The organism is Streptomyces sp. NPDC006711 (assembly GCF_042869775.1).
Taxonomy (GTDB): domain Bacteria; phylum Actinomycetota; class Actinomycetes; order Streptomycetales; family Streptomycetaceae; genus Streptomyces.
In genome coordinates this window covers 174,134-200,479 of record NZ_JBIAGO010000015.1, presented here as the reverse complement: position 1 = coordinate 200,479, position 26,346 = coordinate 174,134, and the positions used below count along the sequence as shown (strand labels likewise).

The window sequence follows — 26,346 nt, the reverse complement described above, 5'->3', positions numbered from 1 at the left end:
CATCCTTCTTCACAGCAATTGCGGTACCAGGGAGCTGTTTTCCATGAGCGCCGAGACCACGGGTTCCCGCGACTTCCGATACTGGCGGCTTCGCTTCCGGGCGTGGAGGGGCCGCCGGCCGTTCTGGGCCGGGCTGTTCACCATCGCCGGCGGCGTGCCCATCATGTACTTCCCGTACGCCAACATGCACCTCGGGAACGTCACGCTGGCCATGTCGACCACGGCCGGCGCGGGCTCGCTCATCATCGGCGTTCTGTTGATCACGCTCGGCCTGACCATGTGGTTCCACAGCGTGGTGCGGACGTTCGCGGGCATCGCGGCGATCCTCCTGGCGCTGATATCGATCCCGATCGCCAACATCGGCGGGTTCGTCGTCGGCTTCCTGCTCTCCCTGTTCGGCGGCGCGCTCGCCTGCGCCTGGGTGCCGGCCAAGCCGCGGCGGCGGGACAAGCAGACGGAGTCGACGGACGCCACGTCTTCGGGTCCCGCGCCCGAGGAAGTGACCGCCCCCGGAACCGCCGCCACCGAAACGACAGTTGACGCCAACGGCGGGAGGAACAGTGCGGGGTGACGAGACGCAGCTGGACTCGACCGGAGGCGGCGACCCGCGGGAACGAAGAGGGCCGCGCCACGCGGCCCCGAGGAAGTCGCTGCTGACCAAGTGGCACATGCCCGCGGGCAAGGCGATGGCGCTCGCCGCCATGCCCACGGCCGTGCTGGTCGGGATGAGCCTCACGCCCAAGCTCGCGATGGCCGACGAGCGGACGGACATCCCGTTCGCCCCGGGCCCCTGTGTGACCCGCTCGGACGCCCCCTCGGCCTCACCGAGCCCGTCGAGCAGCGCTTCGGGCAAGGCGTCGCCGAGCCCGTCGGCGTCGAAGCCGGCCGACAAGACTTCGACCGACAAGACTTCGACCGACAAGACTTCGACCGACAAGACTTCGGACGACAAGAAGTCGGACGACAACGCGACGCCGGACACGAAGACGCCCACGCCCACCGCCTCCGGTTCCGCCGGTGACGCCGTCGACAAGCTCCTGAAGCCCGCCACCCAGCCTTCGGACACGACGTCCACGGCGAAGGCACCCGTGAGCCAGGCGCCGACGCCCCCGCCCGCCAAGAAGACCAACCCGCTGGACCCGCTCGGCCTGGGTGACGCGCTCAAGGGGCTGTTCGGCATCCACGACACGCCGGCCCCGACGCCCACCCAGAGCACGGCGGCGCCCACCCCGGCCGCGCCGCAGCCCTCGGCGAGCACGGCCGCGCCGAAGCCCTCGACGCAGCCTGCCACCAAGCCGGACGCGAAGACGGACGCGAAGCCGGCCAAGCCGAGCGCGCCCGCAGCCAAGACCGGCGACCCGACGCTCGACAAGACGGCCGAGGCGATCAAGAAGGCGGCCGACGAGGCGGGCCAGAAGGTCACCGAACTCCCGGACTCCGTCAAGGGGTTGGACCCGAAGGCGGACACGGCCATACCCGACGGCGCCAAGCCGCCGTTCCCGTGCCCGACCGCCGACCCGAAGGCGCTCGCGGCGGCGAAGCTGGACAGCGGTGTGCCGGTGCTGCCCTCGCAGCCGTGGATCCTCAAGAGTTCGATGCTCGCCCTCACGGGCCTCAACTACGAGGGCATCGTCGAGGTCAAGGCGGGCGACACGACCAAGAAGGTCCTCAAGTTCACGGCCTCGTCGGTCGACATCGACAACCTGGACCAGCAGGTGTACGGACCCCAGGTGAACGGCAAGCCCACCACGGCCCATGTGGTGGCGCGCTCCGGCTCGACCTCGACGATCCGCAACGGCACGGTGACGATGTACACGGAGGAGCTGAAGGGCAACCTCCTCGGCATCATCCCGATCACCTTCAGCCCGCAGACCCCGCCCCCGCTGAACATCCCGATCGTCTTCTTCACCAACGTGACGATCCGTCAGGCCGGCCAGTTCGGCGGCACCTTGACCGTGCCCGGCCTGCACAACTACATCACGGAGGGCGACCCGAAGGTGTGACGCCACGTCACTTCGGGCGAGCCCGGTCCGGCCGGTGGTCCGCATCCCCGAGGGGGTGCGGACCACACGGCTCAGATGCCCCTGGTGCCCCGGGGCGCGGCCTTGCGCCGACGCGTCAGGACCAGCACCCCCGCACCCCCGACCACTATCACCGCCGCGCCGATCCCGGTCCAGCCGAGCGCTCCGATGCCGGAGTCCGCCGAGCCCTCCGCCGTTTCCGCCGAGGGGCCCGCCTGGTGTCCGGTGGCCCGCGGCGTCGGGTCGAGGGTGCCGACCGGCTTGGCCTTGCCGGTGGCCGTGAAGCCCCAGTCCAGGAGCTGGCGCATCTCGGTGTAGACCTTGTCCCGCTTGTTCTCCTGCGGGTTCATCACGGTCACCAGGATGGTGTGGCCGTCGCGCTGTGCGGCCTCGGCCAGGGTGTTCCCGGCGTTGGTGGTGTAGCCGTTCTTGCCGCCGATGAGGCCGGGGTACTTGGCCACGCCGTCGACGCCGGACAGCAGGCGGTTGGTGTTGGAGATGCCGAACGGCTTGCCCTTGGTGTTGGGGCCGCCGGGGAAGTCGGCCGACGCGGTGCCGCAGTACTCCTTGAAGTCCTTGTTCTTCAGGCCGGCGCGCAGGAACAGCGTCAGGTCGTACGCCGATGACACCTGCCCGGGCGCGTCGTAGCCGTCCGGGCTCAGCACATGGGTGTCCTTGGCGCCGAGGGCGTCGGCCCTCTTCTGCATGTCGGCGACCGTCTTGTCGACGCCGCCGTTCATCGCCGCCAGCACGTGCACCGCGTCGTTGCCCGAGCGCAGGAACACTCCGCGCCACAGGTCGGGCGCCTGGTAGGTCTGGCCGGGCACGATGCCCACCGCGCTGCTGCCGTCGCCCATGCCCTTGAGGTCTTCGTCGCTCACCTTGCGGCTCGCGTCGTGCGGGACCGCGGGCAGCACGGTGTCGGCGAAGAGCATTTTGAGGGTGCTGGCCGGCGGGAGCGGCCAGTGCGCGTTCCTCGCCCCGAGCACCTGGCCCGTGTCGGCGTCCGCCACCACCCACGAGAGCGCGGACAGATCCGGTGGCAACGCCGGTGCGTCCGCGCCGAGTTGATCGCCCGGCTTGCCCAACTGGGCGCCGCCCGCCTGCGACATGTCCGCCGGTGGCTCCTTCTTGGCCTCGCCACCAGGCGCTCCCGGCGTCGCCCTGGGCGGTTTCGCGGGACTGCCGCTCGCCACGGCCGGGCCTGCGGCGGTGGCCGCGGCGACCACGGTGGTGGCCAGGGCGACCAGTGCGCGACGGACCTGCGGCGATATGGGGAGACGCATGCACGTGAACGTACCTCAGGAGCCGGCGCGGAGCGGAGCCGTCCCCCCGTGGAATTCGCCACGCCCGGCCGGTGGAACGGCCGGGCGCCCAGGACCGTCCACCGCCTCTTCCACCGCTCCGTCCACCGTTTCCGTCCGCCGCCGAGCGGGCGGGTGGCGCCGGGCGCGCCGGAGGGCGGCCCCCGTACGGGACGGGGTGCCGCCCTCCGAGCGGTTGACGCGGGTTCAGCGCGCGGTTACTCCTGCTCGGAGCCGCCGAGGTGGTGCACCCGGACCATGTTCGTGGTGCCGGGGACGCCGGGGGGCGAGCCGGCCGTGATGACCATGGTGTCGCCCTTGTTGTAGCGCTTGAGCTTCAGGAGCTCGGCGTCGACCAGGTCGACCATCGCGTCGGTGGAGTCCACGTGCGGCACGACGTGCGTCTCGACGCCCCAGCTCAGCGCCAGCTGGTTGCGGGTGCCCGCGTCCGTGGTGAACGCGAGGATCGGCTGGCAGGTGCGGTAGCGCGACAGACGGCGGGCGGTGTCACCCGACTTGGTGAACGCGACCAGGGCCTTGCCGTTGAGGAAGTCCGCGATCTCGCAGGCGGCGCGGGCCACCGAGCCGCCCTGGGTGCGCGGCTTCTTGCCCGGGACCAGCGGCTGGAGGCCCTTGGACAGCAGCTCCTCCTCGGCCGCCTCGACGATCTTCGACATCGTCTTGACCGTCTCGATCGGGTACGCGCCCACCGAGGACTCGGCGGAGAGCATGACCGCGTCCGCGCCGTCCAGGATCGCGTTGGCGACGTCCGACGCCTCGGCGCGCGTCGGCCGCGAGTTGGTGATCATCGACTCCATCATCTGGGTCGCCACGATCACCGGCTTGGCGTTGCGGCGGCACAGCTCCACGAGGCGCTTCTGCACCATCGGGACCTTCTCCAGGGGGTACTCCACCGCGAGGTCGCCACGGGCCACCATCACGCCGTCGAAGGCGGCGACGACGCCCTCCATGTTGGCGACGGCCTGCGGCTTCTCGACCTTGGCGATGACCGGCACGCGTCGGCCGACCTCGTCCATGACCTTGTGGACGTCCTTGACGTCGTCGGCGTCGCGCACGAAGGAGAGCGCGACCAGGTCGCAGCCCATGTTCAGGGCGAACCGCAGGTCCTCGATGTCCTTCTCGGACAGGGCCGGGACGTTCACCGCGGCGCCGGGCAGGTTGATGCCCTTGTGGTCGGAGATGACACCGCCCTCGATGACGATGGTCTTCACCCGGGGGCCCTCGACCGCGACGACCTTGAGTTCGACGTTGCCGTCGTTGATCAGAATCGGGTCGCCCTTGACGACGTCGCCCGGCAGCCCCTTGTAGGTGGTGCCGCAGATCGACTTGTCGCCCGGGACGTCCTCGGCGGTGATCGTGAACTCATCACCCCGGACCAATTCGACCGGCCCCTCGGCGAATTTCGCCAGCCGGATCTTGGGGCCCTGGAGGTCGGCGAGCACGCCCACCGCGCGCCCCGTCTCCTCGGCGGCCTTGCGGACCCGGTCGTAACGGGCCTGGTGCTCGGCCTGGGAGCCGTGGCTGAAGTTGAAGCGGGCCACGCTCATGCCGGCCTCGATCAGCGCGACGAGCTGATCGTGAGAGTCGACGGCGGGGCCCAGTGTGCAGACGATTTTGGAACGGCGCATAAGGCGGATCCTATCGGTTTGTTTCGCTGCGGAATATTCCGTCTGGTGGAATGTACAAATGGGCGGCATGACGCTCAGGTGTCGTCCAGGCAAACCGGAAAACCCCTCAAACGGTCAGGAATTCAGAGCCGCACCAGCTCATACGTCTGCTGGGCGATTTCCAGCTCCTCGTCCGTCGGTACGACCGCCACCGCGACCCGGGCGTACTCCGGCGAGATCAGCCTCGGCCGTTCGGACCGTACGGCGTTGAGCTCACCGTCCACCGCGAGGCCCAGCTCCTCAAGACCGGCGATCGCCGCCTCGCGGACCGGCGCGGCGTTCTCGCCGACCCCGGCCGTAAACGCGATCGCGTCGACCTTGCCGAGCACCGCGTAATAGGCGCCTATGTACTTCTTCAGACGGTGAATGTAGATGTCGAAGGCGAGCCGCGCGCGCTCGTCGCCCTCGTCGCAGCGGCGGCGGATCTCCCGCATGTCGTTGTCGCCGCACAGCCCCACCAGGCCGCTCCGCTTGTTGAGCAGGACGTCGATCTCGTCCACCGACATGCCCGCCACGCGGTGGAGGTGGAAGGTCACCGCCGGGTCGATGTCACCGGACCGGGTCCCCATGACCAGGCCCTCAAGGGGCGTGAGCCCCATCGAGGTGTCCACGCAGCGGCCGCCACGCACCGCCGACGCGGAGGCGCCGTTGCCCAGGTGCAGCACGATCACGTTGACGTCCTCGGGCGCCCTGCCGAGCAGCCTGGCCGTCTCGCGCGAGACATAGGCGTGCGAGGTGCCGTGGAAGCCGTAGCGGCGGATGCGGTGGGCGTCCGCCGTCTCGATGTCGATCGCGTAGCGGGCCGCGGACTCCGGCATCGTGGTGTGGAAGGCGGTGTCGAACACGGCGACCTGCGGCAGGTCGGGGCGGAGCGCCTGGGCGGTGCGGATGCCGGTGATGTTGGCCGGGTTGTGCAGCGGGGCGACCGGCACCAGGCGCTCGATCTCCGTCATCACCTCGTCGGTGATCACGGTCGGCGCGCTGAACTTCAGGCCGCCGTGCACCACCCGGTGGCCGATGGCCGCCAACTCCGGTGAGTCCAGGCCCAGTCCGTCGGCCGCGAGCTCCGCCGCGACGGCCTTGAGCGCCGCCGCGTGGTCGGCGATCGGACCGTTCTGCTCCCGGGCGTCACCACCGGTCGCCAGCGGGGTGTGCTTGAGCCGCGAGGTCTCCTCGCCGATCCGCTCCACCAGGCCCACGGCCAGGCGCGAGGCGTCGCGCATGTCGAGGAGCTGGTACTTCACCGACGAGGAGCCGGAGTTGAGCACGAGGACGCGGGTGCCCTGGCTTGCGGTGGTCATGCGGAGGCCTCCTGCCCCTGCGCCTGGGCCTGGATGGCCGTGATGGCGACGGTGTTGACGATGTCCTGGACGAGGGCGCCGCGCGAGAGGTCGTTGACCGGCTTGCGCAGCCCCTGGAGCACCGGGCCCACGGCCACGGCGCCGGCCGAGCGTTGCACGGCCTTGTAGGTGTTGTTGCCGGTGTTGAGGTCGGGGAAGATCAGCACGGTCGCCTGCCCGGCCACCTCCGAATCCGGCAGCTTGGTCGCGGCCACCGAGGGCTCCACGGCCGCGTCGTACTGGATCGGGCCCTCGATCCGCAGATCGGGGCGGGCCTGGCGCACCAGCTTGGTGGCCTCGCGCACCTTGTCCACGTCCGCGCCCGAGCCCGAGGTGCCCGTCGAGTACGACAGCATCGCGATGCGCGGGTCCACGCCGAACTGCTGGGCGGTGGCGGCCGCCTGGGCCGCGATGTCCGCGAGCTGTTCCGCGTCCGGGTCCGGGTTGACCGCGCAGTCCCCGTACACCAGGACCTTGTCGGCCAGGCACATGAAGAAGACCGACGAGACGATCGAGGCCTCCGGCTTGGTCTTGATGATCTCGAAGGCCGGGCGGATGGTCGCCGCGGTGGAGTGCACCGAGCCCGAGACCATGCCGTCGGCCAGGCCCTCCTGGACCATCAGCGTGCCGAAGTAGTTCACGTCCGCCACCACGTCGTACGCCAGCTCCACGGTGACGCCCTTGTGGGCGCGCAGCTGGGCGTAGCGCTCGGCGAAGGACTGGCGCAGCTCGGAGGCGGCCGGGTCGATGATCTGGCACTTGGTGACGTCGATGCCGAGGTCGGCGGCCTTCTTGCGGATCGCCTCCACATCACCGAGCAGGGTCAGCTCGCACACGTCGCGGCGCAGCAGCACGTCGGCCGCGCGCAGCACCCGCTCCTCGGTGCCCTCCGGCAGCACGACCCGGCGGCGGTGGGCGCGGGCCTGCTCCAACAGGTCGTGCTCGAACATCATCGGGGTGACCCGGCCGCTGCGGGCCACCGAGACCCGCGCCAGCAGGTCGGCGGTGTCGACATGCCGCTCGAACAGGCCGATCGCCGTCTCCGCCTTGCGCGGGGTGGCCGCGTTCAACTTGCCTTCCAGGGCGAACAGTTCGGCCGCCGTCGGGAAGGAGCGCCCGGCCACCGCCACCACCGGGGTGCCCGGCGCGAGCCGGTCGGCCAGCGTCAGGATCTCCGGCCCAGGCCGCTCGTCCAGGGTGAGGAGCACCCCGGCGATCGGCGGGGTGCCGGCGCTGTGCGCGGCGAGCGAGCCCACCACGAGGTCGGCGCGGTCGCCCGGGGTCACGACCAGGCAGCCCGGGGTCAGCGCGTTCAGGAAGTTCGGCAGCATCGCGCCGCCGAAGACGAAGTCCAGGGCGTCGCGCGCGAGCCCCGAGTCGTCGCCGAGCAGCACCGTGCCGTCCAGGGCCGCCGTGATCTGGGCCACGGTGGGCGCCGAGAGGGCCGGCTCGTCCGGCAGCACATAGCAGGGCACCGGCAGCCGCGCCTTGAGGCGTTCCTCGATCTCGTGCCGGTCGGCAGGGGCGACCCGGTTGACGACCATGGCGAGCACGTCGCAGCCGAGCCCGTCGTAGGCGCGGTGCGCGTTGCGCGCCTCGGCCCGGACGGACTCGGTGGTCTGGCCTCTGCCGCCGACCACGGGTATCACCGACGCGCCGAACTCGTTGGCGAGCCGCGCGTTGAGCGCCAGCTCGTCGGGGAGCTGGGTGTCGGCGAAGTCGGTGCCGAGGACCAGGACGACCTCATAGGCGCGGGCCACCCGGTGGAAGCGCTCGACGAGCCGCGAGACGAGTTCGTCGGTACCCTGCTCCGCCTGGAGCGCGGACGCCTCGTAGTAGTCCATCCCGTACACCGTGGCCGGATCCTGGCTCAGCCGGTAACGGGCCCTGAGCAGGTCGAACAGGCGGTCCGGTCCGTCGTGCACCAAGGGGCGGAAGACGCCCACCCGGTCCACCTGGCGGGTCAGGAGCTCCATGACTCCCAGCTCGATGACCTGGCGGCCGTCTCCCCGGTCGATCCCGGTCACGTACACGCTGCGCGTCACGCGTGCTCTCCTGTTCTCGTCGGTTCTACGTCGCAGGAAATTGCCCCCGTAAGCCCTATAGGTCCCATAGGGGCGGCCTTGCCCTCTTGACAATACCTCTGCGGATGGATACGACGCCCGCCGGACGCAGGGCCCGGCGGGCGGGGTCGGAAGGCGCCTTCCCACCGTGATGGCCATGATGGGGGAGTAGCCGGGTGGGCGGCCGGGCCGGGGTGCGTGGGACAATCTGAATTGCTCACGTTATGGGGGATACGGGCGTGGCGTCCCAGACCAGCGAAGCAGGAGATCGAGCACGATGCGCATCGGAGTACTCACCGCAGGCGGCGACTGCCCCGGCCTGAACGCAGTGATCCGGTCGGTCGTGCACCGGGCCGTGGTCGGCCACGGCGACGAAGTCATCGGATTCGAGGACGGGTTCAAGGGCCTGCTCGACGGCCACTTCCGCCCGCTCGACCTCAACGCGGTCAGCGGCATCCTGGCGCGCGGCGGCACCATCCTCGGCTCCGCCCGCCTGGAGCGCGACCGGTTGCGCGAAGCCGCCGAGAACTGCGCGGAGTTGGCGACGCGGTACGGCATCGACGCGCTCATCCCGATCGGCGGCGAGGGCACGCTCACCGCGGCCCGCATGCTGGCCGAGGCCGGGATGCCCGTCGTCGGCGTGCCCAAGACCATCGACAACGACATCTCCGCCACCGACCGCACCTTCGGCTTCGACACCGCCGTGGGCGTGGCCACCGAGGCCATCGACCGCCTCAAGACCACCGCCGAGTCCCACCAGCGCGTGATGGTCGTCGAGGTCATGGGCCGGCACGCGGGCTGGATCGCGCTGGAGTCCGGCATGGCCGGCGGCGCCCACGGCATCTGCCTGCCGGAGCGGCCCTTCGAGGTGGACGACCTGGTCAAGATGGTCGAGGAGCGCTTCGCGCGCGGCAAGAAGTTCGCGGTCATCTGCGTCGCGGAGGGTGCGCACCCCGCCGAGGGCTCGATGCCGTACGAGAAGGGCGCCATCGACCAGTACGGCCACGAGCGCTTCGCCGGCATCGGCAACCGGCTCGCGGTCGAGCTGGAGCGGCGCCTGGGCAAGGAGGCCCGCCCGGTCATCCTCGGCCACGTCCAGCGCGGCGGCGTGCCCACCGCGTACGACCGCGTGCTCGCGACGCGGTTCGGCTGGCACGCGGTGGAGGCGGTGCACAACGGCGCCTTCGGCAACATGACGGCGCTGCGGGGCACGGACATCGTGATGGCCCCGCTGGCCCACGCGGTGACCACGCTCAAGACGGTGCCGGACAACCGGATGTACGAGGCCGAGTCGGTCTTCTAAGCCGTCGCGGGTCGCGGGTCGCGGGTCACCGGTCGCCCGGGCCCGGCCGGGTTGTTCCCCGCACCCTTCCGAGGGCGCTCAGCCGTGCGCAAGCTCCCAGAAGCGGTCCACGATGCGGTCGAGGAAGTCCCGCCCCGCGTCACCCGTGTCGGCCTGCGCGCTCCAGTTGAGCGTGGCGACCATGTGCGACTGGTACTCGCCGTGCAACTGCTCCAGCACCGTCTCCAGCTGCCGCTTGGACAGCGGGAGCAGCTTCGCCGTCGGCTTGACGTAGGCCTGCCAGCGCGTGGAGACCGCGCCGCGCAGCAGCTCGGCGAGGTCCGTGTTCTGGCCGGTCGCCGTCACATAGTCGCGCAGCGGCAGCCGCAGCAGGTCGGCGAGCGCCGCCGACTGCCGCTCGTTGCCGCGCCAGCGTCCCGCGTCCTCCATGCGCCGGTAGGCCCCGGCGTCGAGACCCACCCGGCGGGCCATGTCCTCCAGGGTGAGACCGCGCGCGAGCCGGTGTTCGCGCAGGGTGGACGCGGCCGCCATGAGATCGCCGGGGGAGCACCACAGGACCCCCGCGAGCGCTGTCAGCTCCCGCGCCTCGGGCGCCGCGAGCCCCCGCTCCCACGCCATCACGGTGTCCGGGGAGACCTGGAGGCCGTACTGGGCGCGCATGCCGTACGCGACGTGGCCGGGAGCCATGCCGAGCGCTTCTCGCAGTCGGCGGGCCGCAAGCGAGTTGAAGGGAGGGGTGGGGTGCACGCGCACACCGTAGGACGGTAAGTGACATCTGCCTACGGTGTGTTCCACCAAAGAACGTGAATTGGAGGAAAGTACGGTTTTGGTGGCGTCCGGGTTACCTAAGGGTTGGGTAAGCGCCCGCTCGCCCACGCTAACCCTTCACCGCTCCGGCCGGCGCGAAACCTCCGCCGAGCCGCCGTGCGATCAGCACGTAGAGGAGCAGGACCGGCGTGGAGTACAGAATCGAGAACGCCGCGAGTTGGCCGTACACCACCGAGCCGTAATTCCCGAAGAACGTGAAGATCGTGACCGAGGCCGGCAGCTGGTCGGGGGAGAGCAGCAGCATGAAGGGGACGAAGAAGTTCCCCCACAGCATGATGAAGGTGTAGACCGTCACGACGCCCACGCCGGGACCCATCAGCGGCAGCACCACCCGCACCAGGGTCTGGAGCATCGAGGCGCCGTCGGTCCAGGCGGCCTCCTCCAGGGCGCGGGGCACGGAGTCCATGAAGTTCTTCATCAGCCAAATGGCGAAGGGGAGTTGGGCGGTGGCGAGGAACAGGGCCGTGCCGTACACCGTGTCGATGAGATCGACGCGCACGAAGAGCGCGTACACCGGGATCATCACCGCCGTGATCGGCAGACATGTCGTGAACAGGATGGCCAGCAGGTAGGGGCGGGTCACGCGTGAGCGGTGGCGCGAGAGCGGGTACGCCGCGAGCGCCGCGCACACCACCGTCAGGAGTGTCGAACTCCCGCACAGCACGAGGCTGTTGAGCATGGGTGTCCAGGTGATGTCGGGGGTCAGGACGGCCGAGAAGTTGTCGGCGCTCACCGAGCGGGGGACCCGCACCCGCAGATCGGCCCCGGGGTCCAGGGACGCCAGCAGCAGCCACAGGAGCGGCACCGCGAACGCGGCCGCCACCGCGAGCAGCGCCACGTCCGCGGCGAGCCGCCGCCGCACCCGGCGCGCCCGGCCCGCCCTCACACCTCCACCCTGAGCAGTCGCAGATACACCGCCGAGAACAGCGCGCCGACCAGGAGCAGCAGCAGCGCGACCGCCGTGCCGTACCCGATCAGGCTCTTCAGGAACGCCTGGTCGTACATGAAGACCGGAAGCGTCTGGCTGCGATCGCCCGGGCCGCCACGGGTCATCGCCCAGATCAGCCCGAAGACGGACAGCGTCTGGAGGGTGTTGAGCATCAGGGTGGTGGCGATGGAGCGGCGGATCATCGGCAGCGTGATGTGCCAGAACCGGCGCGCGCCGCCCGCCCCGTCGACCTCCGCGGCCTCCTCGACGTCCCTGGGGATCCCGGCGAGCGCCGCCGAGTAGATCAGCATCGAGAACGCGGTGCCGCGCCACACGTTGGCGAACGACACCGCGAGGACGGGCAGCGTGAACAGCCAGTTCTGGGTGGGCAGATGGCACCAGGCGAGGATCGCGTTCAGGGTGCCGTCGCGGCGGAAGAAGGCGTACAGGAGGAAGGCCGCCACGATCTCCGGCAGCACCCACGCCGTGATGACCAGCGCCCCCGTCACGGTCCGCACCGGGCGCGACGCGCGGCGCATGAGGGCGGCCAGCGCGAGCCCGAGCGTGTTCTGCCCGGCCGGCGCGGACAGCACCGTGAAGACGATGGTGAGCCACACCGCGTTGCGAAAGGCCGGGTCGGCCAGGGCGCGCCGGAAGTTGGCGAAGCCGACGAAGTCGACCGCCGACGAGCCGGTCAGGCGCATGTCCGTGAACGCGATGAAAGCGCAGTAGCCGATCGGTCCGGCGAGGAAGAGCAGCAGGAGCAGGGTGGCGGGGGCGATCGGGAGCCAGCGCGCCGCGCCGGCCACGCGCCGCCCGCCGCGCCCCGCCCGCGCGGCCGGAGCGCTCACGGCGTGACCGACCCGAGCTGGTCGTCGTACGTCTTGGCCGCCGAGGCGGCGGACCGGCCGGTCGTCACGGCCTCCATCGCCTCACCGATGGCCGATGACACCTGCGGGTACGCCGCGAGGGCCGGCCGGTAGTGGGTGAAGGGGACCAGGGCGGTGAAGAAGGCGATGCCCGGCATGGAGCGCAGATACGCCGGGTCGGCGGCCACGTCCCGGCGCACCGCGATCTGGGCGTCCACCACGTCCCACCGCACCGCGTTGTCCTTGGTCTGGAGCGTCTTGACGAAGTCGAAGGCCAGGGCGGGGTTGGCCGCCTTCGCGGGGATCGCCCACGTCCAGCCGCCCGACAGCGAGACCTTGCCCGGCGCCTGGCCGTACTGCGTCGGCATCGCGGCCTGCCCGAGCGTCGCCGACCAGGCGGGCCACTCCTTGGGCCCCTTGGCGATCCAGTTCTGGCCGAGCCACGACCCGTCAAGGGCGATGGCCAGCTTGCCGTTCGGCATCCAGTCGGTGGCCAGGCGCGTACCCACATTGGGGTCGAGGGCGTCGGAGGGATCGGGCCCCAGTTTCTCCTCGTACACGGTCCTGACGAAGTCCAGAGCGTCCTTGAACCCCCGCGATCCCGTCACCCACTTCTTGGCGGCCGGGTCGTACAGCGGGTTCGGCCCGGTGCCGTACAGCAGCATCTCCAGGCCCTGCATGGCGGCCGCCTCACCGGCCGCCTTGCCCGTGTAGACATTGAGCGGGATGACGCCGGGCACCTTCGTCCGCACGGCGCGGGCCGCGTCCAGGATCTCCGCCCAGCTCCTGGGCTGCCAGTCGGCGGGCAGCCCCGCCTTCGCGAAGATCTGTCGGTTGAACCACAGCCCCCGGGTGTCGGTGCCGTCCGGCACGCCGTACGTCCGGCCGTCCTCGGCCTTCGCCGCCGCCTTCGCGGTCTCGGCGAACTGGCCCCACTGGTCCCACTGGGACAGATAGTCGTCCAGCGGACGAAGATAGCCCGCCCCGATGTCGGCGCTGACGCGGAACGTGTCCTCGTACACCAGGTCGGGAGCGGTCTTGGGGGAGCGCATCATCTGCTGGACCTTGGCCGCGTAGTCGTTCTCGGCGGCCTGAATCGGCACCAGCTCGGCCTTCTTGCCGGGGTGGGCCCGCTCGAACTGCTTCTTGACGTCCGCGAGGAACGCGTCCTTGAAGCGGATCTTGTTGTCGGTGGAGCGGTTGTAGGCGATCGTGACGGTGTCGGCGTCGTGGCCGGGGCCGCCGCCGCACGCGGTGAGCGCGCCGGTGGTGAGAAGGGCCGCGAGGAGCAGGCGGAGCGGGCGTCCGTGTCGCGTCGAGCGGGGCCGGGACGGCGGGGCGGTGAGGGCTGCGGGGGCGGTGGGGCGCACGGGCACGACCTCCTCGGGCCGGGCGTGCGGCCGAGGTGGCGGCCGCACAGGGCTGCCCGGTGAACGTAAGGGCGCCCCGTGCCGGGGTCAACCCCGCCCCACGTCCCCTCCCGTCCGCCTCAACTGCCATGACCGCGCGGCGAGTTGATCCACCGGTACTGGAGCTCCGGTCGCCCGATCTGCCCGTACTGCGGGGTGCGCTCGGCCCGGCCCGAGGTGACCAGGTGCTCCAGATAGCGGCGCGCGGTGATCCGCGAGATGCCGACCGCCACGCCCGCCTCCGTCGCCGTCACCCCCTGGGGCGCCGCACGCAGCGTGCGCGTGACGGCCTGGAGCGTGGGCGCGCTGAGCCCCTTGGGCAGCGCCGAGGGCTGCGGGGCGCGCAGCGCGGCGAGCGCCCGGTCCACCTCCTCCTGTCCGCTCGCCTCCCCGGCCGTGGCCCGGAACTCGGCGTACCGCACGAGCCGGTCGCGCAGCGTGGGGAAGGTGAACGGCTTCAGTACGTACTGCACGACCCCGAGCGAGACGCCCTCGCGCACCATCGTCAGGTCCCGGGCCGAGGTGACCGCGACGACGTCCGCGCCGTGCCCGGCCGCGCGCAGCGACCGCACGAGCTGGAGCCCGTGCCCGTCGGGCAGATACAGGTCGAGCAGGAGCAGATCCACCTCGGTACGCTCCAGGGCGCGCAGCGCCTCGGCCCGCGAGTGGGCGAGCGCCACGGCGGTGAAGCCGGGCACCGGCCGACATGGAGCCGGTGCGCCTCCGCGGCGACGGGATCGTCCTCGACGACCAGCACCCTGATCATGCCGGCACCTCCTGTTCCAGCCGCTTCAGAGGCAGCCGTACGGTGAACTCGGCGCCGCCGTAAGGGCTTTGCTCCACGGCGATGGTGCCCCCGTGCCGCGCGGCGGTGAGCCGGACCAGCGCGAGGCCGATGCCGCGCCCCGGGCTCTTGGTCGACCAGCCCCGCTCGAACACGGCCTCGGCGGCCCCCGCGTCGATGCCGGGCCCGCTGTCCGCGACCCGCACCAGGAGGTGCCCGTCCTCGGTGGCCAGCGTGACGGCGACCTCGGCGGCCGCGCTGCCCTGCGCCGCCTCCACGGCGTTGTCCAGGAGGTTGCCGAGGACGGTGACCAGATCGCGGGCGGGCAGGGGCGCCGGCAGCAGACCGTCACCGATCGCGCTGCCCTCGGTCAGGACCAGCTCCACGCCGTGCTCGTTGGCCTGCGCCGCCTTGCCGAGCAGCAGCGCGGCGAGCACCGGCTCGCCGACCGCCGTGACCACCTGGTCGGTGAGCGCCTGGGCCAGCTCCAACTCGGCGGTCGCGAACTCCACGGCCTCCTCGACCCGGCCCAGCTCGATGAGCGAGACCACGGTGTGCAGCCGGTTCGCGGCTTCGTGCGCCTGCGCCCGCAGGGCCTGGGTGAAGCCGCGCTCGGAGTCCAATTCGCCGGACAGCGCCTGGAGTTCGGTGTGGTCGCGCAGCGTCACCACGGTGCCTCGGCGGCCGCCGGACGAGACCGGACGGCTGTTGAGGACCACGATCCGGTCGGCCGTCATGTGCACCTCGTCCACCCTGGGCTCCGCGGCGAGCAGCGCGCCGGTGAGCGGGGCGGGCAGGCCGAGGCCGGTCACGGTGCGGCCCACGGCGTCCTCGCCGAGTCCGAGCAGCGCCCGTCCGCCGTCGTTGATGAGCGCGATCCGGCGCTGTCCGTCGAGCATCAGCAGGCCCTCGCGCACGGCGTGCAGGGTGGCCTGGTGGTAGTCGTGCATGCGGCTCAGCTCGGCGGCGTTCATGCCGTGGGTGTGCCGGCGCAGCCGCGCGTTGATCACGTAGGTGCCGAGCCCGCCGAGTGCGAGCGCGCCGCCCGCCATCGCGGCGAGGGCGGCCAGCTGCTTGTGCACCTGCTCGGTGATCCGGTCGATGGTGATGCCCGCGCTGACCAGCGCCGTGATCCGGCCATGATCATGAGGGTCGCGCACCGGCGCCACGACCCGTACGGAGGGGCCGAGCACCCCCATGTGCGTCTCCGTGAACGTCCGCCCGCGCAGCGCGGGGCCGATGTCGCCGAGGTAGGTCCTGCCGATCTCACCCGGCACGGGGTGCGTCCAGCGGGTGCCGTCCGGCGCCATGACCACGACGAAGTCGACGCCGGTCGTGGTGCGCAGGGTCTCCGCGTACGGCTGGAGGGCGGCCGTGGGGTCCTCGGTGCGGGCCGCGGCGATCACGGCGGGCGACGCGGCGACGGAGGTCGCGGTCGCGATCGCCTGGCGCCGCGCGGTCTCCTCTGCCTGGCGGCGGTCGGTGACGTAGGAGAAGAGCGCGCAGCCCGCCACGATCGCGGCGACCAGGACCACGTGCATGGCGAAGAGCTGGCCGGCGAGGGAGCGGGGTCTTGGCAGACGCATCCGGCAAGTGTGCTGGCTGGATCCGTATGAACGAAATGCACGTAAGGGTGACCGGCGTCACAGCGTGCTGGATAGTCGCGGGGATCGCTGAATCGGCCATCGGGACCTGGCCGCAGCGACAGCCGCTATCTAGGAGGACCCCCCGTGGCAGAGCCCGCCACCGAACCCAGCGAACTTCCCCGAGACCGAAAGGGGCAGGGAGGCACCCCCGCCCGTGGCCGAAAGGACGCGGGGGGCGCCCCTGCCCAAGGCCAGCAGGGCCAGAAGGGGCAGAAGGGTCAGGGCGGCGGCCGCACCCATTACCTCTACCTGGCCGTCATCGGCGCCGTGGTGCTCGGCATCGTCGTGGGCTTCGCGGCGCCGGGGGTCGCCGTCCAGCTGAAGCCGATCGGCACCGGGTTCGTGAACCTGATCAAGATGATGATCTCGCCCGTCATCTTCTGCACGATCGTCCTCGGCGTCGGCTCGGTGCGCAAAGCCGCCAAGGTCGGGGCCGTGGGCGGGCTCGCGCTCGGCTACTTCCTCCTCATGTCCACGGTGGCGCTCGCCATCGGCCTCCTGGTCGGCAACGTCCTTGAGCCCGGCAGCGGTCTGCACCTGACCGAGGCCGCCCGGCACGCGGGCGCCAAGCAGGCCGCGGGCGCGAGCGAGTCCACGGCGGACTTCCTGCTCGGGATCATCCCCAAAACCATGGTCTCCGCCTTCACCGAGGGCCAGGTCCTGCAAACCCTGCTCATCGCCCTGCTCGCCGGCTTCGCCCTCCAGGCGCTCGGGTCGGCGGGACAGCCGGTGCTGCGCGGTGTCGAGCACATCCAGCGGCTCGTCTTCCGCATGCTGGCGATGGTGATGTGGGCGGCGCCGGTCGGCGCGTTCGGCGCGATCGCGGGGGTGGTCGGCGAGACCGGCGTGGACGCCCTGAAGGCGCTGGCCGTCATCATGATCGGCTTCTACATCACCTGCGCGCTGTTCGTGTTCGTGGTGCTCGGCGCGATCCTGCGTCTGGTGACCGGCGTGAACATCTTCAGCCTCCTGAAGTACCTGGCCAGGGAGTTCCTGCTGATCCTGTCCACGTCCTCCTCGGAGTCGGCGCTGCCGCGTCTGATCGCGAAGATGGAGCACCTGGGGGTGAGCCGTTCGGTGGCCGGCATCACGGTGCCGACGGGGTACTCGTTCAACCTGGACGGCACCGCGATCTATCTCACGATGTCCTCGCTGTTCATCGCCAACGCGCTCGGCAAGCCGCTGAGCGCGGGCGAGCAGATCTCGCTGCTCCTCTTCATGATCATCGCGTCGAAGGGCGCGGCGGGCGTGACGGGCGCGGGCCTGGCCACGCTGGCCGGCGGCCTCCAGTCGCACCGGCCCGAACTGGTCGACGGCGTCGGCCTGATCGTCGGCATCGACCGCTTCATGAGCGAGGCGCGCGCACTGACCAACTTCGCGGGCAACGCGGTGGCCTGCGTGCTGGTCGGCACATGGACGAAGGAGATCGACAAGGCCCGGGTGGAGGAGGTTCTTGCGGGCCGGCTCCCGTTCGACGAACAGATGCTGGCGGTGGGGGAGCCGGAGGTGCCCGAGCAGCGCGAGGAGACCAAGTCGGTATCGGCGGCGACTACTTGAGGATATTGACGGCACGGGCGACCACCAGCGCCACCGTCAGGAGCGAGACCGCCGACTGGAGCATCATCAGCATCTTCGCCCACCGGTTCAGCGGCATGACGTCCGTCGGGCTGAACGCGGTGGCGTTGGTGAACGACAGGTACAGATAGTCGGGGAAGGCCGGTTCCCAGTGGGGCGGGGCCAGTTCGGGGCTCTGCATCTGCGGGAAGAGGAAGTCGGGGTACACGCGGTCGGCCCGCATCCGGGCGAGCGGGCCGCCCCGGTCCCACTCCCAGTACCAGAGCGCGAAGACGATCACGTTCGTCAGCCAGATGCCGCCGCCCGTCTCCAGGAGGGCGGCGGCATCCGCGCCCTCCTGGCCCCGCACGAGCCCGACCACGAGCCGCACCGCCGACCAGCCGTTGGCGGCGCTGACGCACGCGATCAGGACGAGCCCGGCCGGCCGGTAGAAGCGCGCGGGCCGCTCGATGCGGACGGGGTTGGCCGCGATGAGCGCCCCCGTGAGCGCGACCTCCAGCGCGGGCAGCAGCCACCCCGGACGCATGGTCAGCCGCGCGGGCAGCGTCCACTGCAAGGCGATCGCGACGAGCACGGCAACGGTCGAGGCCCACCGTGACTCCCCCCGGGTCACCCGCAACCAGGCAGGCACGGGCCGGCCGGCCCCGGGATCGGACTCGGGCTGCGGTACATCCGGTACGTGCGTCACGCCCCCATGCTCCCGCGCACCCCACCCGACCGGCGACCCGGCTCACCCGCCGGGGCCGGCCGGGTACTCGTAGCGCACCTCGTACAGGTGCCCCGCCTTGACCAGGACACTGAGGTCTTTCAGCGTTGCCGCTCCAGGGTGAGGACTGCTGCTGCGATTGACGTCATTCGATTCGGGCTGCACCGGGCTCTGCGGAAGATCCGCCAGGACTTCAGTCGGGCGACTCCCCGCTCGACCGGCGCCCGGGCCCTGGACAGCGCCTGGTTGACGGTCTGTTCGGTGAGCGACAGCTCACCTCCCGCAGGCCGTCTGGCCGGTGTGGTCACCCATGCACCGCCACCGAGGCGGTTGCACTCGGCCAGGGTGCCGTCCAGCAGAACGAACTCGGGGTCCGCCTCCCGCAGAGCACGCAACAGACCCGGGGCACGGGCCGCCAGCAGCTCGATTTGAGAACTCCGGTCATCGCTGGTTGAGGGCTTGGCGGCGTAGTGCTCCTCGGACCCGGAGAGTGTGGGTATCTCGGGAACGGAACGATGGTGGTGACGGAACGGCACGAGCAGGCCTGGGTCGGAATCGACGCAGGCAAGGCCCATCACTGGGCGGTCGGAGTCAATGCCGGCGGAGAAAAGGTGTTCTCGAGGAAGGCCGTCAACGGTGAGGACGAGATCCTGTCCTTGATGGCGGCGGCGTGCGAGACGGCCCACGAGGTGCGGTGGGCGGTGGACATCTGCGGCCGGGCTCCTACGGCTTGCGGACGAGACCGTGGCCAATCTCCAACTGCTCACCGCCCACCGGGCCGACCTGATCGCCGACCGGGTACGGCTGATCAACCGCCTGCGTGATGCCCTGGTGGGCATCTGCCCTGCTCGGGAACGGGACTTCGACTATTCGGCGGCCAAGGGACCGGTCGTCCTGTTGACCGAGTAGCAGAGCCCAGCCGCCCTGCGGTGGACCGGTGCCAAGCAGCTCGCGGACTGGCTGGCACGGCGTTCGGTCCGCAGCGGAGCCGAGGTCGCCGCCCGCGCGATCGCGGCAGCTCAGTCCCAGGTGACCTCGCTGCCGGGCGAAGAGCGCGTCGGCAAACTCGTGTGCGACCTCGCTCCCTGGCGGGCATGGGCCCCGTCCTCGGGCCCGAGTTCCGCGCCCTCGTCGGAGTCCTGTCCACCTACGCAGACGCCGGCCGCCTGGCCGCCCACGCCGGACTGGCCCCGGCCTCGCGCGACTCCGGCCGCCGGGCCGTTAACCACCACCGGCCCAAGCGCTACCACCGCCGCCTGCGGCACGTCTTCTACATGGCTGCCCAAACCGCCATGATGCGCTCCGGGCCCGGGACTACTACCTCAAGAAGCGCGCCGAGGGACTGATCCACGTCCAGGCAGTGCTCGCCCTCGCCCGCCGCCGAGTCGACGTCTCATGGGCCATGCTCCGCGACAGAAGGCACTTCACCCCCCACCCCGCCGGTCCCTCAATCTGTCTACCAAGGGCGTGGATCTCCGATGCGGTAGCTGACCGTGTTGGCGAAGCAGGTACTGAGCCGGATGTTGCCGATATTGCGCGCGGTCTGGGTGACGACCACCGGCACAAACGGTTTGGCATTTTCGGCGAGATCGCCTTCGAGTTCGGCGCACACCTGGTATGGGGAGTGGAACAGCAGGTGGTTGGGGTCGGTGTTGTAGCGGTCGAACTGGCCGAACTCGTAGGCACCCACTCCGTGGGCGTAGTAGTAGTCGCACTGCCCGTTGCTGCAGCCGCCGATGTGGCTGCTGGAGAAATTGTGTTTGTGCTGCCAATGATGCCATGACTCATGGAGGAGAACCGAGGCACGGTTCCCGGTCGAGTCGGAGGGGCTACCGAGATTGAACAGCGGGCAGTGCAGGTTTGTGCGGTCCCTGGCTGCGACGCGTCCGACCTCGGAATCCGCCTCGCTGGCGCCGTTGTATTGGATGAACCGCTGGTAGAAAGGCCCATGGAACCGGTTGTCGGCTGCTCGGGACGAGCTCGCGTAGTCCTCCGTTGAGTGCCATTGCGAATTGCGGTTGTCTGCGAGGCAGTAGTTGATCAGATAGGCGCTATTGACGACCTTGGCAAAAGGAAGCCGCACATTGCAAGCGTCGCTGAGACCGGCGGGATTCCAGGAGTCGTCAGTCAACGCGTATGCCTGCCAAACCCAGTTGTACAGATCTGCCCAGCAGCCGTAGAGGGATTGCACCGCCGTCTCTTCCGCGTTGCTTCCGTCATTGCACATCTGGCCCAGCCTCCTCCGACGGTCGGGTGCTTCCACGCCTACGGGGCGACGGTGGCTCCTCGCGCACGCCGGGATCGGGGCCACCTTGCGGCAGTGGCGGACGTTCCTCCGGATACCGTTCATAGAACGCGTTCACGTTACGGTCGAACTCGGCGGCGTCCATGTCCGCGGTGAGCCGCGGCAGTCCGACCAACTTCACGTCTTCGGCCCGTATAACCGACAGCACCTCCTGCACGGCCTCAGCGGTGTCGCCGTGGTTGTATAGGTGCGCGTCGATCGCCGCAGCCCGCACCGCACGCTCCGGGTGGTCGGCCGCGATACGCAGAGTGGCACGCCTTGCCTCATCTGTGGCCAGGTAAGACAGCATCTCCGCTGCCCGTGCCTGCAACAGCGCCTGGAAGTTCAGTACCGAGTGCCCGTCGTCCTCTGATACGCCGCCAGCCTCGTTCGGCTGCGGGAACAACCGCGCCCGCGACCAAACGAATGCTTCCAGTCGGGGAACCGCTCTTGCATCCCGCAACTCGCCAATCGTCGACAACAGAATGAGATGCCGCCCGAGGTCGGGCACCGGCTGCTCATCCAATGCCATCAACAGGCTTTCAGTCAAGGCTTCGTCTCTCGCCCTGGAAATCTGGCGGCGTACGTTTCCTGCCTCGCCATGGGGTACCTGTGCAGCCCATTCAAGGAACTCGTTGATGTTGCCACTGCTGAGAGTCACCGGTGGAGTGGCTTCACGTGGTACCAAGCTGCGCGTTGGCGGAGCGTCGCCAGGGGGTAGGGAACTGACACTCCTCGGCGTTGCATCTTCACTCGGATGTCCCATACTTATCAGGCTAAGGAGAGCCTTGGGATTTCGCACATCGGGTGAGGATGCTCGGTAATTCAAAGTGGCAAGATCTTGCTCTCGTGCAAGCTGCAGATCATTAGTGCTCCAGCCGGGGATCGTGATCTTTATGCTTGAGCGGCTTGTCGCCGGGAGCAACTGGCGGCGCAACAGCGCCGTTGCGTCATCGGGGAGGCCCAGAGCGGCGCGCACATCCGAGGGCGGCACCACTTGGGCAACCTCCGGCGAGGCGTAAGCGGCTCGCGTGCCGTGTGCGGCGGCTTCGGCCAGCCAGGGATACGGCTCTCCAGGTCGGGCCCGGCGGCCCAGGCTTCGGCTGCGGACTGACCGCGCGGAGCCAGATACGGCATCGAGCTGCCTGACTGCCCGTGACGGTCCGCTGCCCACGTTAAGCGATACGGGCGGTCATGCCCTGGTGGCGAGGAGGCGCCCGCGACCATGGCCGCGAGACTGCTTCCCTGGGCGGGGCCCGATGGGAAACCGTGTTATTTGAGCACTGACGGCAGGGGCTACGTCGCGCGTGTGGCCGACCGGATGGAGGCAGTGCAGCTCGCCATGGCGGCCGAAGTGGTCGCGTGCTCCCGCTCGTTGATCGCGGCGCCCGCGGTGACCGTGGCTGAATTGCGGTTCACCGCCGTGCGTCTGTCGGAATGCCTCATCGACGTCATGCGCATCGCGGAAAGCCGAGGGGGTCGCCTTGGAGTGCGGCCTCCGCGCTGAGAAAAAGCGCCCCCCGTCCGGCCACGGGCGGGACCGGTATGGCGGGCCGGGTCACGTGCCCAAATTCTTCACCGCCTGGTAATACGTCCACGCCGTCGCGTCGCACGACGTCTTCTTCGCGCCGCCGTACGCGCCGCACACGCGTTTCAGGTCCTCGTACAGCGCGCTGTCCAGGCGGGGCTTGTTGGCGGGGAACTGGGCGGCCGCCTTGTAGTTGCGGTAGCCGAAGTCGTGGCGGGCGCAGGAGGACTTGAAGGGGAAGCCGAAGGGGTTGTCGGGGGATTTCGAGCAGTAGTCGGTCGACCAGTCGAAGCCGTAGGTCGACCAGTGGGACTGGTCGGCGCGGGCGGCCTGGAACGCGTTGGAGCTGGCCGCGTCGGTCTGGGTGAAGGAGGCGAGTACCCGCGCCTTGTCGGCCGGGGCGGCCTGGGCCGGGGCGGTGGCCAGTGCGGCGAGCGTGAGGGCCGTGGCGGCGGTCATGCTGAGGGTGGTACGACGGCGCATTGCGAATCTCCGTGCGGCGCGGGGAAGTTGATGTGCCGTCACTGTGGCCCACCGGCCGTGCGCGCGCTACGGATTCAGTTGAAGAGAAGGTGTCGGGCGCGCGAAGGTCGCGGTCAGCACCGGCGTGATCGCGGCCCGCGCCGGGCTACCGGTTCAGGGCCCCCGTCACCACCTCGGCCGTCCGCTCCGGCGGGACGCCCGCCGACAGGAGCAGGGTCGTGGCCGCCGCGCGGCCGGCCTCGGACGCGGGCAGGGCGCCCTCGTTGACCGCCTCCATGAGCCCGAACAGGGACTGCTCGTGGACGTAGGCGAGCGCGGCGGGCGGCAGGTGGGAGGCGAACACGCCCTTGAGGAAACCGAGTTGGAGCAGGTCCACGCACTCCTTGCGGACCGGGGCCAGGCGCTGCTTGATGCCGGCCATGGTGACGCTGCGCTGGGCGAGGGCGACCAGGAGCCGGTAGCGGTCGGCGATCTCCCAGACCGCGAGGGTCGCACGGGCCAGCGCCTCGGCCGGGTCGGCGATGCCCTCGCGCCCCTCGCGGTGCGCCTCGGCGACCGTCTGCGCCGCCTCGTCCACGAGCGCCGCGATCAGCGCGTCCCGGCTCGGGAAGTGCCCGTACACCGTGCGCCGTACGACCCCCGCCGACCGGGCGATCTGGTCCATCGAGGCATCCGGGTCGCGGACCAGCTCGGCGAAGGCCACCTCCATGATGCGGCGGCGGTTCGCGTCGGCGCGGCCCCCCGAGGGGGCGGCAGGGGTAGCAGTCACAGCCCCATTTTGCACAGTGCCGTGCAGAGGCGTAAATTGCACAGCAGTGTGTAATTGCACATCGTTGTGCAATTGGATCTTCCCGGCTCGGATCCCGGTGGACGCCGAAGGACACCGGGCCGGGGAGCGCCGAACCGAAGCAAGGCACAGGAAGGGTGAGACGCGTGAGTCTCGTCATCAATCAGCCCGTCGAGCAGATGGGGACGCCCTACCGGCGGCGCTGGTGGGCGCTGCTCGTGCTCTGTCTCAGCCTGCTGATCATCGTGATGGCGAACACCGCCCTCACCGTCGCCGCCCCCGACATGACCAAGGACCTGGGGCTCAGCAGCTCCGACCTCCAGTGGGTCATCGACGGCTACACCGTCCCCTACGCCGCCCTGATGCTGCTGCTCGGCGCGATAGGCGACAAGTACAGTCGCCGGGGCGCGCTCGTGCTCGGCCTCCTCGTCTTCGCCGGCGCCTCCGTGGCCGGCTCGCTGGTCGACAGCTCCACCGGTGTCATCGCCTCCCGTGCCGTCATGGGCGTCGGCGCCGCGCTGATCATGCCCGCGACCCTGTCGCTGCTCGCCTCCACGTTCCCGCGCGCCGAGCGCGCCAAGGCGATCCTGCTGTGGACCGCGACCGCCGGCATCGCCATCGCCGCAGGACCGCTGGTCGCGGGCGCGCTCCTGGAGAACCACGGCTGGGCCTCGACGTTCCTCATCAACGTGCCGATCGCGCTGGTCGCGGTCGTCGGCGCGTTCGTCCTCGTACCGCCGTCCAAGGCCGCCCACCACGACCGCATCGACTACGTCGGCGGCCTGCTCTCGGTGGTTTCCGTGGGCGCCCTGGTCTACATGATCATCCAGGGCCCGCACTTCGGCTGGGACGCCAAGGCGATCGGCGCCGCCGTCATCGCCGGTCTCGGCCTCGTGGTCTTCGTCGTGTGGGAGCTGCGCCACCCCCGGCCCGTCCTGAACGTACGCCGCTTCGCGCACCGCATGTTCTCGGGCTCGCTGCTCGCCGTCGCGCTGTTCTTCCTCGCCGTCTTCGGCGCGTTCTACTACCTCACCCAGCACCTCCAGTTCGTGCTCGGCTACACCCCGCTGGAGACCGGCGTCCGCATGCTGCCGCTGGCCGGCGCGGTCTTCGTGGGCTCGGCCCTGACCGGGTTCCTCACGCCCCGGCTCGGCATGAAGGTCACGGTCACCGCCGGCATGGTCGCGGGAACCGTCGCGCTCGCGCTGCTCACCCGCGTCGACTCGGCCTCCGGCTACGGCGACTTCCTCGCCCCGCTGATCATCCTCGGCGTCGCGATCGGCCTCGCCCTTTCGCCCTGCACCGACGCGATCATGGGTGCCTTCCCCGAGGCCGAACTCGGCGTCGGCGGCGCCGTCAACGACACCTCGCTCGAACTCGGCGGCTCGCTCGGCATCGCCATCCTCGGCTCGGTGCTCGCCAAGTCGTACTCCTCGCACCTCGCGGACGCCACCGCCGGTACGAAGCTGCCCGCCTCCGCGCTCAGCACCGCCCAGGACTCGGTCGGTGCCGGATACGCCGTCGCCCAGGGCATCGGCGACCAGGCCAAGCAGCTCGGCGCCCAGGCCCTGCACGCGGGCACCCCGCAGCAGGCCGCCCAGCTCAAGGCCCAGGCCGAGCAACTGGCCGCCGGGGCCCAGCAGATGAGCCACGCCGTCGGCTCCGCCTTCTCCGACGCGGTCGCCCGCACCAGTCTCGTCGGCGCCGTGATCCTGGGCGTCGGCACGGTCCTGGTCGCCGTGCTCCTGCCGCGCCGCGGCAAGGGCGAGGAGCAGGCCGGGCAGAGCGCGGAGGAGCGCGAGAGCGTCACGGTCTGACCCGCACCGCTCAGCGCCCGGGCCGTACGGTTCAGGACCCGGCCGTACGGTTCAGGACCCGGCCCGCGCGGCCGAGTACCCGCCCGTACGGCTCGGCGCCCGGCCCGTACGGTTCAGCCCAGCAGCGCCAGCTCCGCCCCGCTCAGTACGAGATCGGCCGCACCGGCCGAGTCCCGTACCGACGCGGGGCGGCTGCCGCCCGGGATCGGCAGCACCACCGGCGCCAGGCGCAACAGCCAGGCCAGTACCACCTGTTGAGGGCTCACGCCCCGCTCCCGCGCCACCGTGTGGAAGGGCGACTCGGGCGCCGGGGCGCCGCCGGGGCCTTCGAGCGCGCTGCGCGAGATCCCCCCGAGCGGGCTCCACGGCAGGAACGCGAGCCCGAGCTCCGCGCAGAGCCGCAACTCGGGCTCGCTGTCGCGGACGGCGGGCGAGAAACGGTTCTGTACGCTGACGAGCCGGTCGCCCAGGATCTCCCGCGCCTCGCGGATCTGCTCACTGTCCACATTGGAGAGCCCCACCGCCCGGACCTTGCCCTCCTCGGCGAGCTCGCGCAGTGCGCCGACGGACTCCGCGAACGGCACCCCGGGGTCGGGCTTGTGCAGCTGGTAGAGGCCGATCGCCTCGACGCCGAGCCGCTTCAGGGAGGCCTCGGCGGCCCGCCGCAGATGACCCGGGTCGGCCCGTACCGTCCAGTCACCGTCGTCGGTGCGCCCCCGCCCGCCCTTCGTGGCGACCAGGACCTCATCGCTCGCGCCACCGTAGGCCGCGAGGGCCCGGGCGATCAGGAGCTCGTTGTGGCCCGGCTCGCCGCCCGGCGCGTAGTAGGAGTCGGCGGTGTCGATGAGCGTGATCCCCGCGTCCAGCGCGGCGTGCACGGTGGACAGCGCCCGCGCCTCGTCCGGACGCCCCTCGATGGACAGCGGCATCGCCCCGTATCCGATCGCGCCGGCCTTGAAGGGCCCAATGGTGCGGTAGATCAT

At 70.6% G+C, this 26,346-nt stretch carries 21 protein-coding genes and 3 pseudogenes; 7 read left to right on the top strand and 17 right to left on the bottom strand.

Annotated features, from left to right (window positions below; all coding sequences use genetic code 11):
- Positions 1-43: 43 nt before the first annotated feature.
- A complete protein-coding gene (locus ACFYM2_RS26415) occupies positions 44-571 on the top strand; it encodes a DUF6114 domain-containing protein (RefSeq protein ID WP_358999195.1) in 528 nt (175 codons plus the stop codon).
- Positions 561-2,003: a hypothetical protein gene (locus tag ACFYM2_RS26410; RefSeq protein ID WP_388839637.1), complete on the top strand. Its 1,443-nt coding sequence runs from the start codon at positions 561-563 to the stop codon at positions 2,001-2,003. The genes ACFYM2_RS26415 and ACFYM2_RS26410 overlap by 11 nt, the downstream gene beginning before the upstream one ends.
- Before the next feature lie 71 nt (positions 2,004-2,074).
- Here ACFYM2_RS26410 and ACFYM2_RS26405 read toward each other — a convergent pair whose 3' ends face one another.
- From ACFYM2_RS26405 to pta, 4 genes are all read right to left on the bottom strand, one after another.
- The gene (locus ACFYM2_RS26405) at positions 2,075-3,307 is read right to left on the bottom strand and encodes a D-alanyl-D-alanine carboxypeptidase (protein WP_358999201.1); all 1,233 of its coding nucleotides are present in this window, start codon (positions 3,305-3,307) and stop codon (positions 2,075-2,077) included.
- A 236-nt stretch (positions 3,308-3,543) separates the two neighbouring features.
- Complete coding sequence (pyk, locus tag ACFYM2_RS26400) at positions 3,544-4,974, bottom strand: pyruvate kinase (RefSeq protein ID WP_350232728.1); 1,431 nt, start codon at positions 4,972-4,974, stop codon at positions 3,544-3,546.
- Between the two features lie 122 nt (positions 4,975-5,096).
- Positions 5,097-6,314 carry an acetate kinase gene (locus ACFYM2_RS26395; protein ID WP_388839634.1) on the bottom strand — a complete coding sequence of 406 codons (1,218 nt, stop codon included), beginning with the start codon at positions 6,312-6,314 and terminating at the stop codon, positions 5,097-5,099.
- Entirely contained in the window at positions 6,311-8,398 is a 2,088-nt protein-coding gene (gene pta / locus ACFYM2_RS26390; RefSeq protein ID WP_358999206.1) for a phosphate acetyltransferase, read from the bottom strand. Before pta ends, ACFYM2_RS26395 begins: the two co-directional genes overlap by 4 nt.
- A gap of 295 nt (positions 8,399-8,693) precedes the next feature.
- On the opposite strand from pta, the gene ACFYM2_RS26385 reads away from it, so the two are divergent.
- Positions 8,694-9,719: an ATP-dependent 6-phosphofructokinase gene (locus tag ACFYM2_RS26385; protein ID WP_350232731.1), complete on the top strand. Its 1,026-nt coding sequence runs from the start codon at positions 8,694-8,696 to the stop codon at positions 9,717-9,719.
- Positions 9,720-9,797: 78 nt separating this feature from the next.
- Here ACFYM2_RS26385 and ACFYM2_RS26380 read toward each other — a convergent pair whose 3' ends face one another.
- From ACFYM2_RS26380 to ACFYM2_RS26355, 6 genes and pseudogenes are all read right to left on the bottom strand, one after another.
- The gene (locus ACFYM2_RS26380; protein ID WP_358999209.1) at positions 9,798-10,472 is read right to left on the bottom strand and encodes a helix-turn-helix domain-containing protein; all 675 of its coding nucleotides are present in this window, start codon (positions 10,470-10,472) and stop codon (positions 9,798-9,800) included.
- A 124-nt stretch (positions 10,473-10,596) separates the two neighbouring features.
- The gene (locus tag ACFYM2_RS26375) at positions 10,597-11,433 is read right to left on the bottom strand and encodes a carbohydrate ABC transporter permease (RefSeq protein WP_388839631.1); all 837 of its coding nucleotides are present in this window, start codon (positions 11,431-11,433) and stop codon (positions 10,597-10,599) included.
- Positions 11,430-12,326 (bottom strand): sugar ABC transporter permease, encoded by an 897-nt coding sequence (locus ACFYM2_RS26370; RefSeq protein WP_358999214.1) that lies wholly within the window; start codon positions 12,324-12,326, stop codon positions 11,430-11,432. The genes ACFYM2_RS26375 and ACFYM2_RS26370 overlap by 4 nt, the downstream gene beginning before the upstream one ends.
- Positions 12,323-13,714, bottom strand: coding sequence for an extracellular solute-binding protein (locus tag ACFYM2_RS26365; protein WP_388461106.1), 1,392 nt, complete (start codon positions 13,712-13,714; stop codon positions 12,323-12,325). The genes ACFYM2_RS26370 and ACFYM2_RS26365 overlap by 4 nt, the downstream gene beginning before the upstream one ends.
- Positions 13,715-13,833: 119 nt before the next feature.
- Positions 13,834-14,519 (bottom strand): annotated as a pseudogene (locus ACFYM2_RS26360) (response regulator).
- On the bottom strand, positions 14,516-16,123 hold the full coding sequence (locus tag ACFYM2_RS26355; RefSeq protein WP_388839628.1) for an ATP-binding protein: 1,608 nt from the start codon (positions 16,121-16,123) through the stop codon (positions 14,516-14,518). Before ACFYM2_RS26355 ends, ACFYM2_RS26360 begins: the two are co-directional and overlap by 4 nt.
- Before the next feature lie 309 nt (positions 16,124-16,432).
- Here ACFYM2_RS26355 and ACFYM2_RS26350 point away from each other — a divergent pair, with 309 nt between their 5' ends.
- Positions 16,433-17,740, top strand: a complete 1,308-nt coding sequence (locus ACFYM2_RS26350) for a cation:dicarboxylate symporter family transporter (RefSeq protein WP_358999451.1) — start codon at positions 16,433-16,435, stop codon at positions 17,738-17,740.
- Here ACFYM2_RS26350 and ACFYM2_RS26345 read toward each other — a convergent pair.
- On the bottom strand, positions 17,733-18,446 hold the full coding sequence (locus ACFYM2_RS26345) for a hypothetical protein (RefSeq protein WP_358999223.1): 714 nt from the start codon (positions 18,444-18,446) through the stop codon (positions 17,733-17,735). The genes ACFYM2_RS26350 and ACFYM2_RS26345 overlap by 8 nt on opposite strands.
- 119 nt (positions 18,447-18,565) lie before the next feature.
- Positions 18,566-18,886: pseudogene (locus ACFYM2_RS26340) on the bottom strand (transposase family protein); the annotation flags it as partial.
- 99 nt (positions 18,887-18,985) lie between these two features.
- Between ACFYM2_RS26340 and ACFYM2_RS26335 the strand changes: the two are divergent.
- Positions 18,986-19,902, top strand: a pseudogene (locus tag ACFYM2_RS26335) (transposase); the annotation flags it as partial.
- Between the two features lie 18 nt (positions 19,903-19,920).
- Here the strand turns inward: ACFYM2_RS26335 and ACFYM2_RS26330 are convergent.
- Together ACFYM2_RS26330 and ACFYM2_RS26325 are read right to left on the bottom strand one after the other, a co-directional pair.
- On the bottom strand, positions 19,921-20,691 hold the full coding sequence (locus tag ACFYM2_RS26330; RefSeq protein WP_388839665.1) for a hypothetical protein: 771 nt from the start codon (positions 20,689-20,691) through the stop codon (positions 19,921-19,923).
- Positions 20,681-21,409 carry a hypothetical protein gene (locus ACFYM2_RS26325; protein WP_388839625.1) on the bottom strand — a complete coding sequence of 243 codons (729 nt, stop codon included), beginning with the start codon at positions 21,407-21,409 and terminating at the stop codon, positions 20,681-20,683. The genes ACFYM2_RS26330 and ACFYM2_RS26325 overlap by 11 nt, the downstream gene beginning before the upstream one ends.
- A 648-nt stretch (positions 21,410-22,057) precedes the next feature.
- Between ACFYM2_RS26325 and ACFYM2_RS26320 the strand changes: the two genes are divergently transcribed.
- Complete coding sequence (locus tag ACFYM2_RS26320) at positions 22,058-22,255, top strand: hypothetical protein (protein ID WP_358999232.1); 198 nt, start codon at positions 22,058-22,060, stop codon at positions 22,253-22,255.
- 51 nt (positions 22,256-22,306) lie between these two features.
- On the opposite strand, the gene ACFYM2_RS26315 is transcribed toward ACFYM2_RS26320, so the two are convergent.
- On the bottom strand, positions 22,307-22,759 hold the full coding sequence (locus ACFYM2_RS26315; protein ID WP_388839621.1) for a phospholipase: 453 nt from the start codon (positions 22,757-22,759) through the stop codon (positions 22,307-22,309).
- A gap of 145 nt (positions 22,760-22,904) precedes the next feature.
- Positions 22,905-23,468, bottom strand: a complete 564-nt coding sequence (locus tag ACFYM2_RS26310; RefSeq protein WP_358999454.1) for a TetR/AcrR family transcriptional regulator — start codon at positions 23,466-23,468, stop codon at positions 22,905-22,907.
- A 257-nt stretch (positions 23,469-23,725) separates the two neighbouring features.
- On the opposite strand from ACFYM2_RS26310, the gene ACFYM2_RS26305 reads away from it, so the two are divergent.
- A complete protein-coding gene (locus ACFYM2_RS26305) occupies positions 23,726-25,363 on the top strand; it encodes an MFS transporter (protein WP_388461220.1) in 1,638 nt (545 codons plus the stop codon).
- Between the two features lie 113 nt (positions 25,364-25,476).
- Here the strand turns inward: ACFYM2_RS26305 and ACFYM2_RS26300 are convergent, their stop codons facing one another.
- A complete protein-coding gene (locus ACFYM2_RS26300; RefSeq protein ID WP_388839619.1) occupies positions 25,477-26,346 on the bottom strand; it encodes an aldo/keto reductase in 870 nt (289 codons plus the stop codon).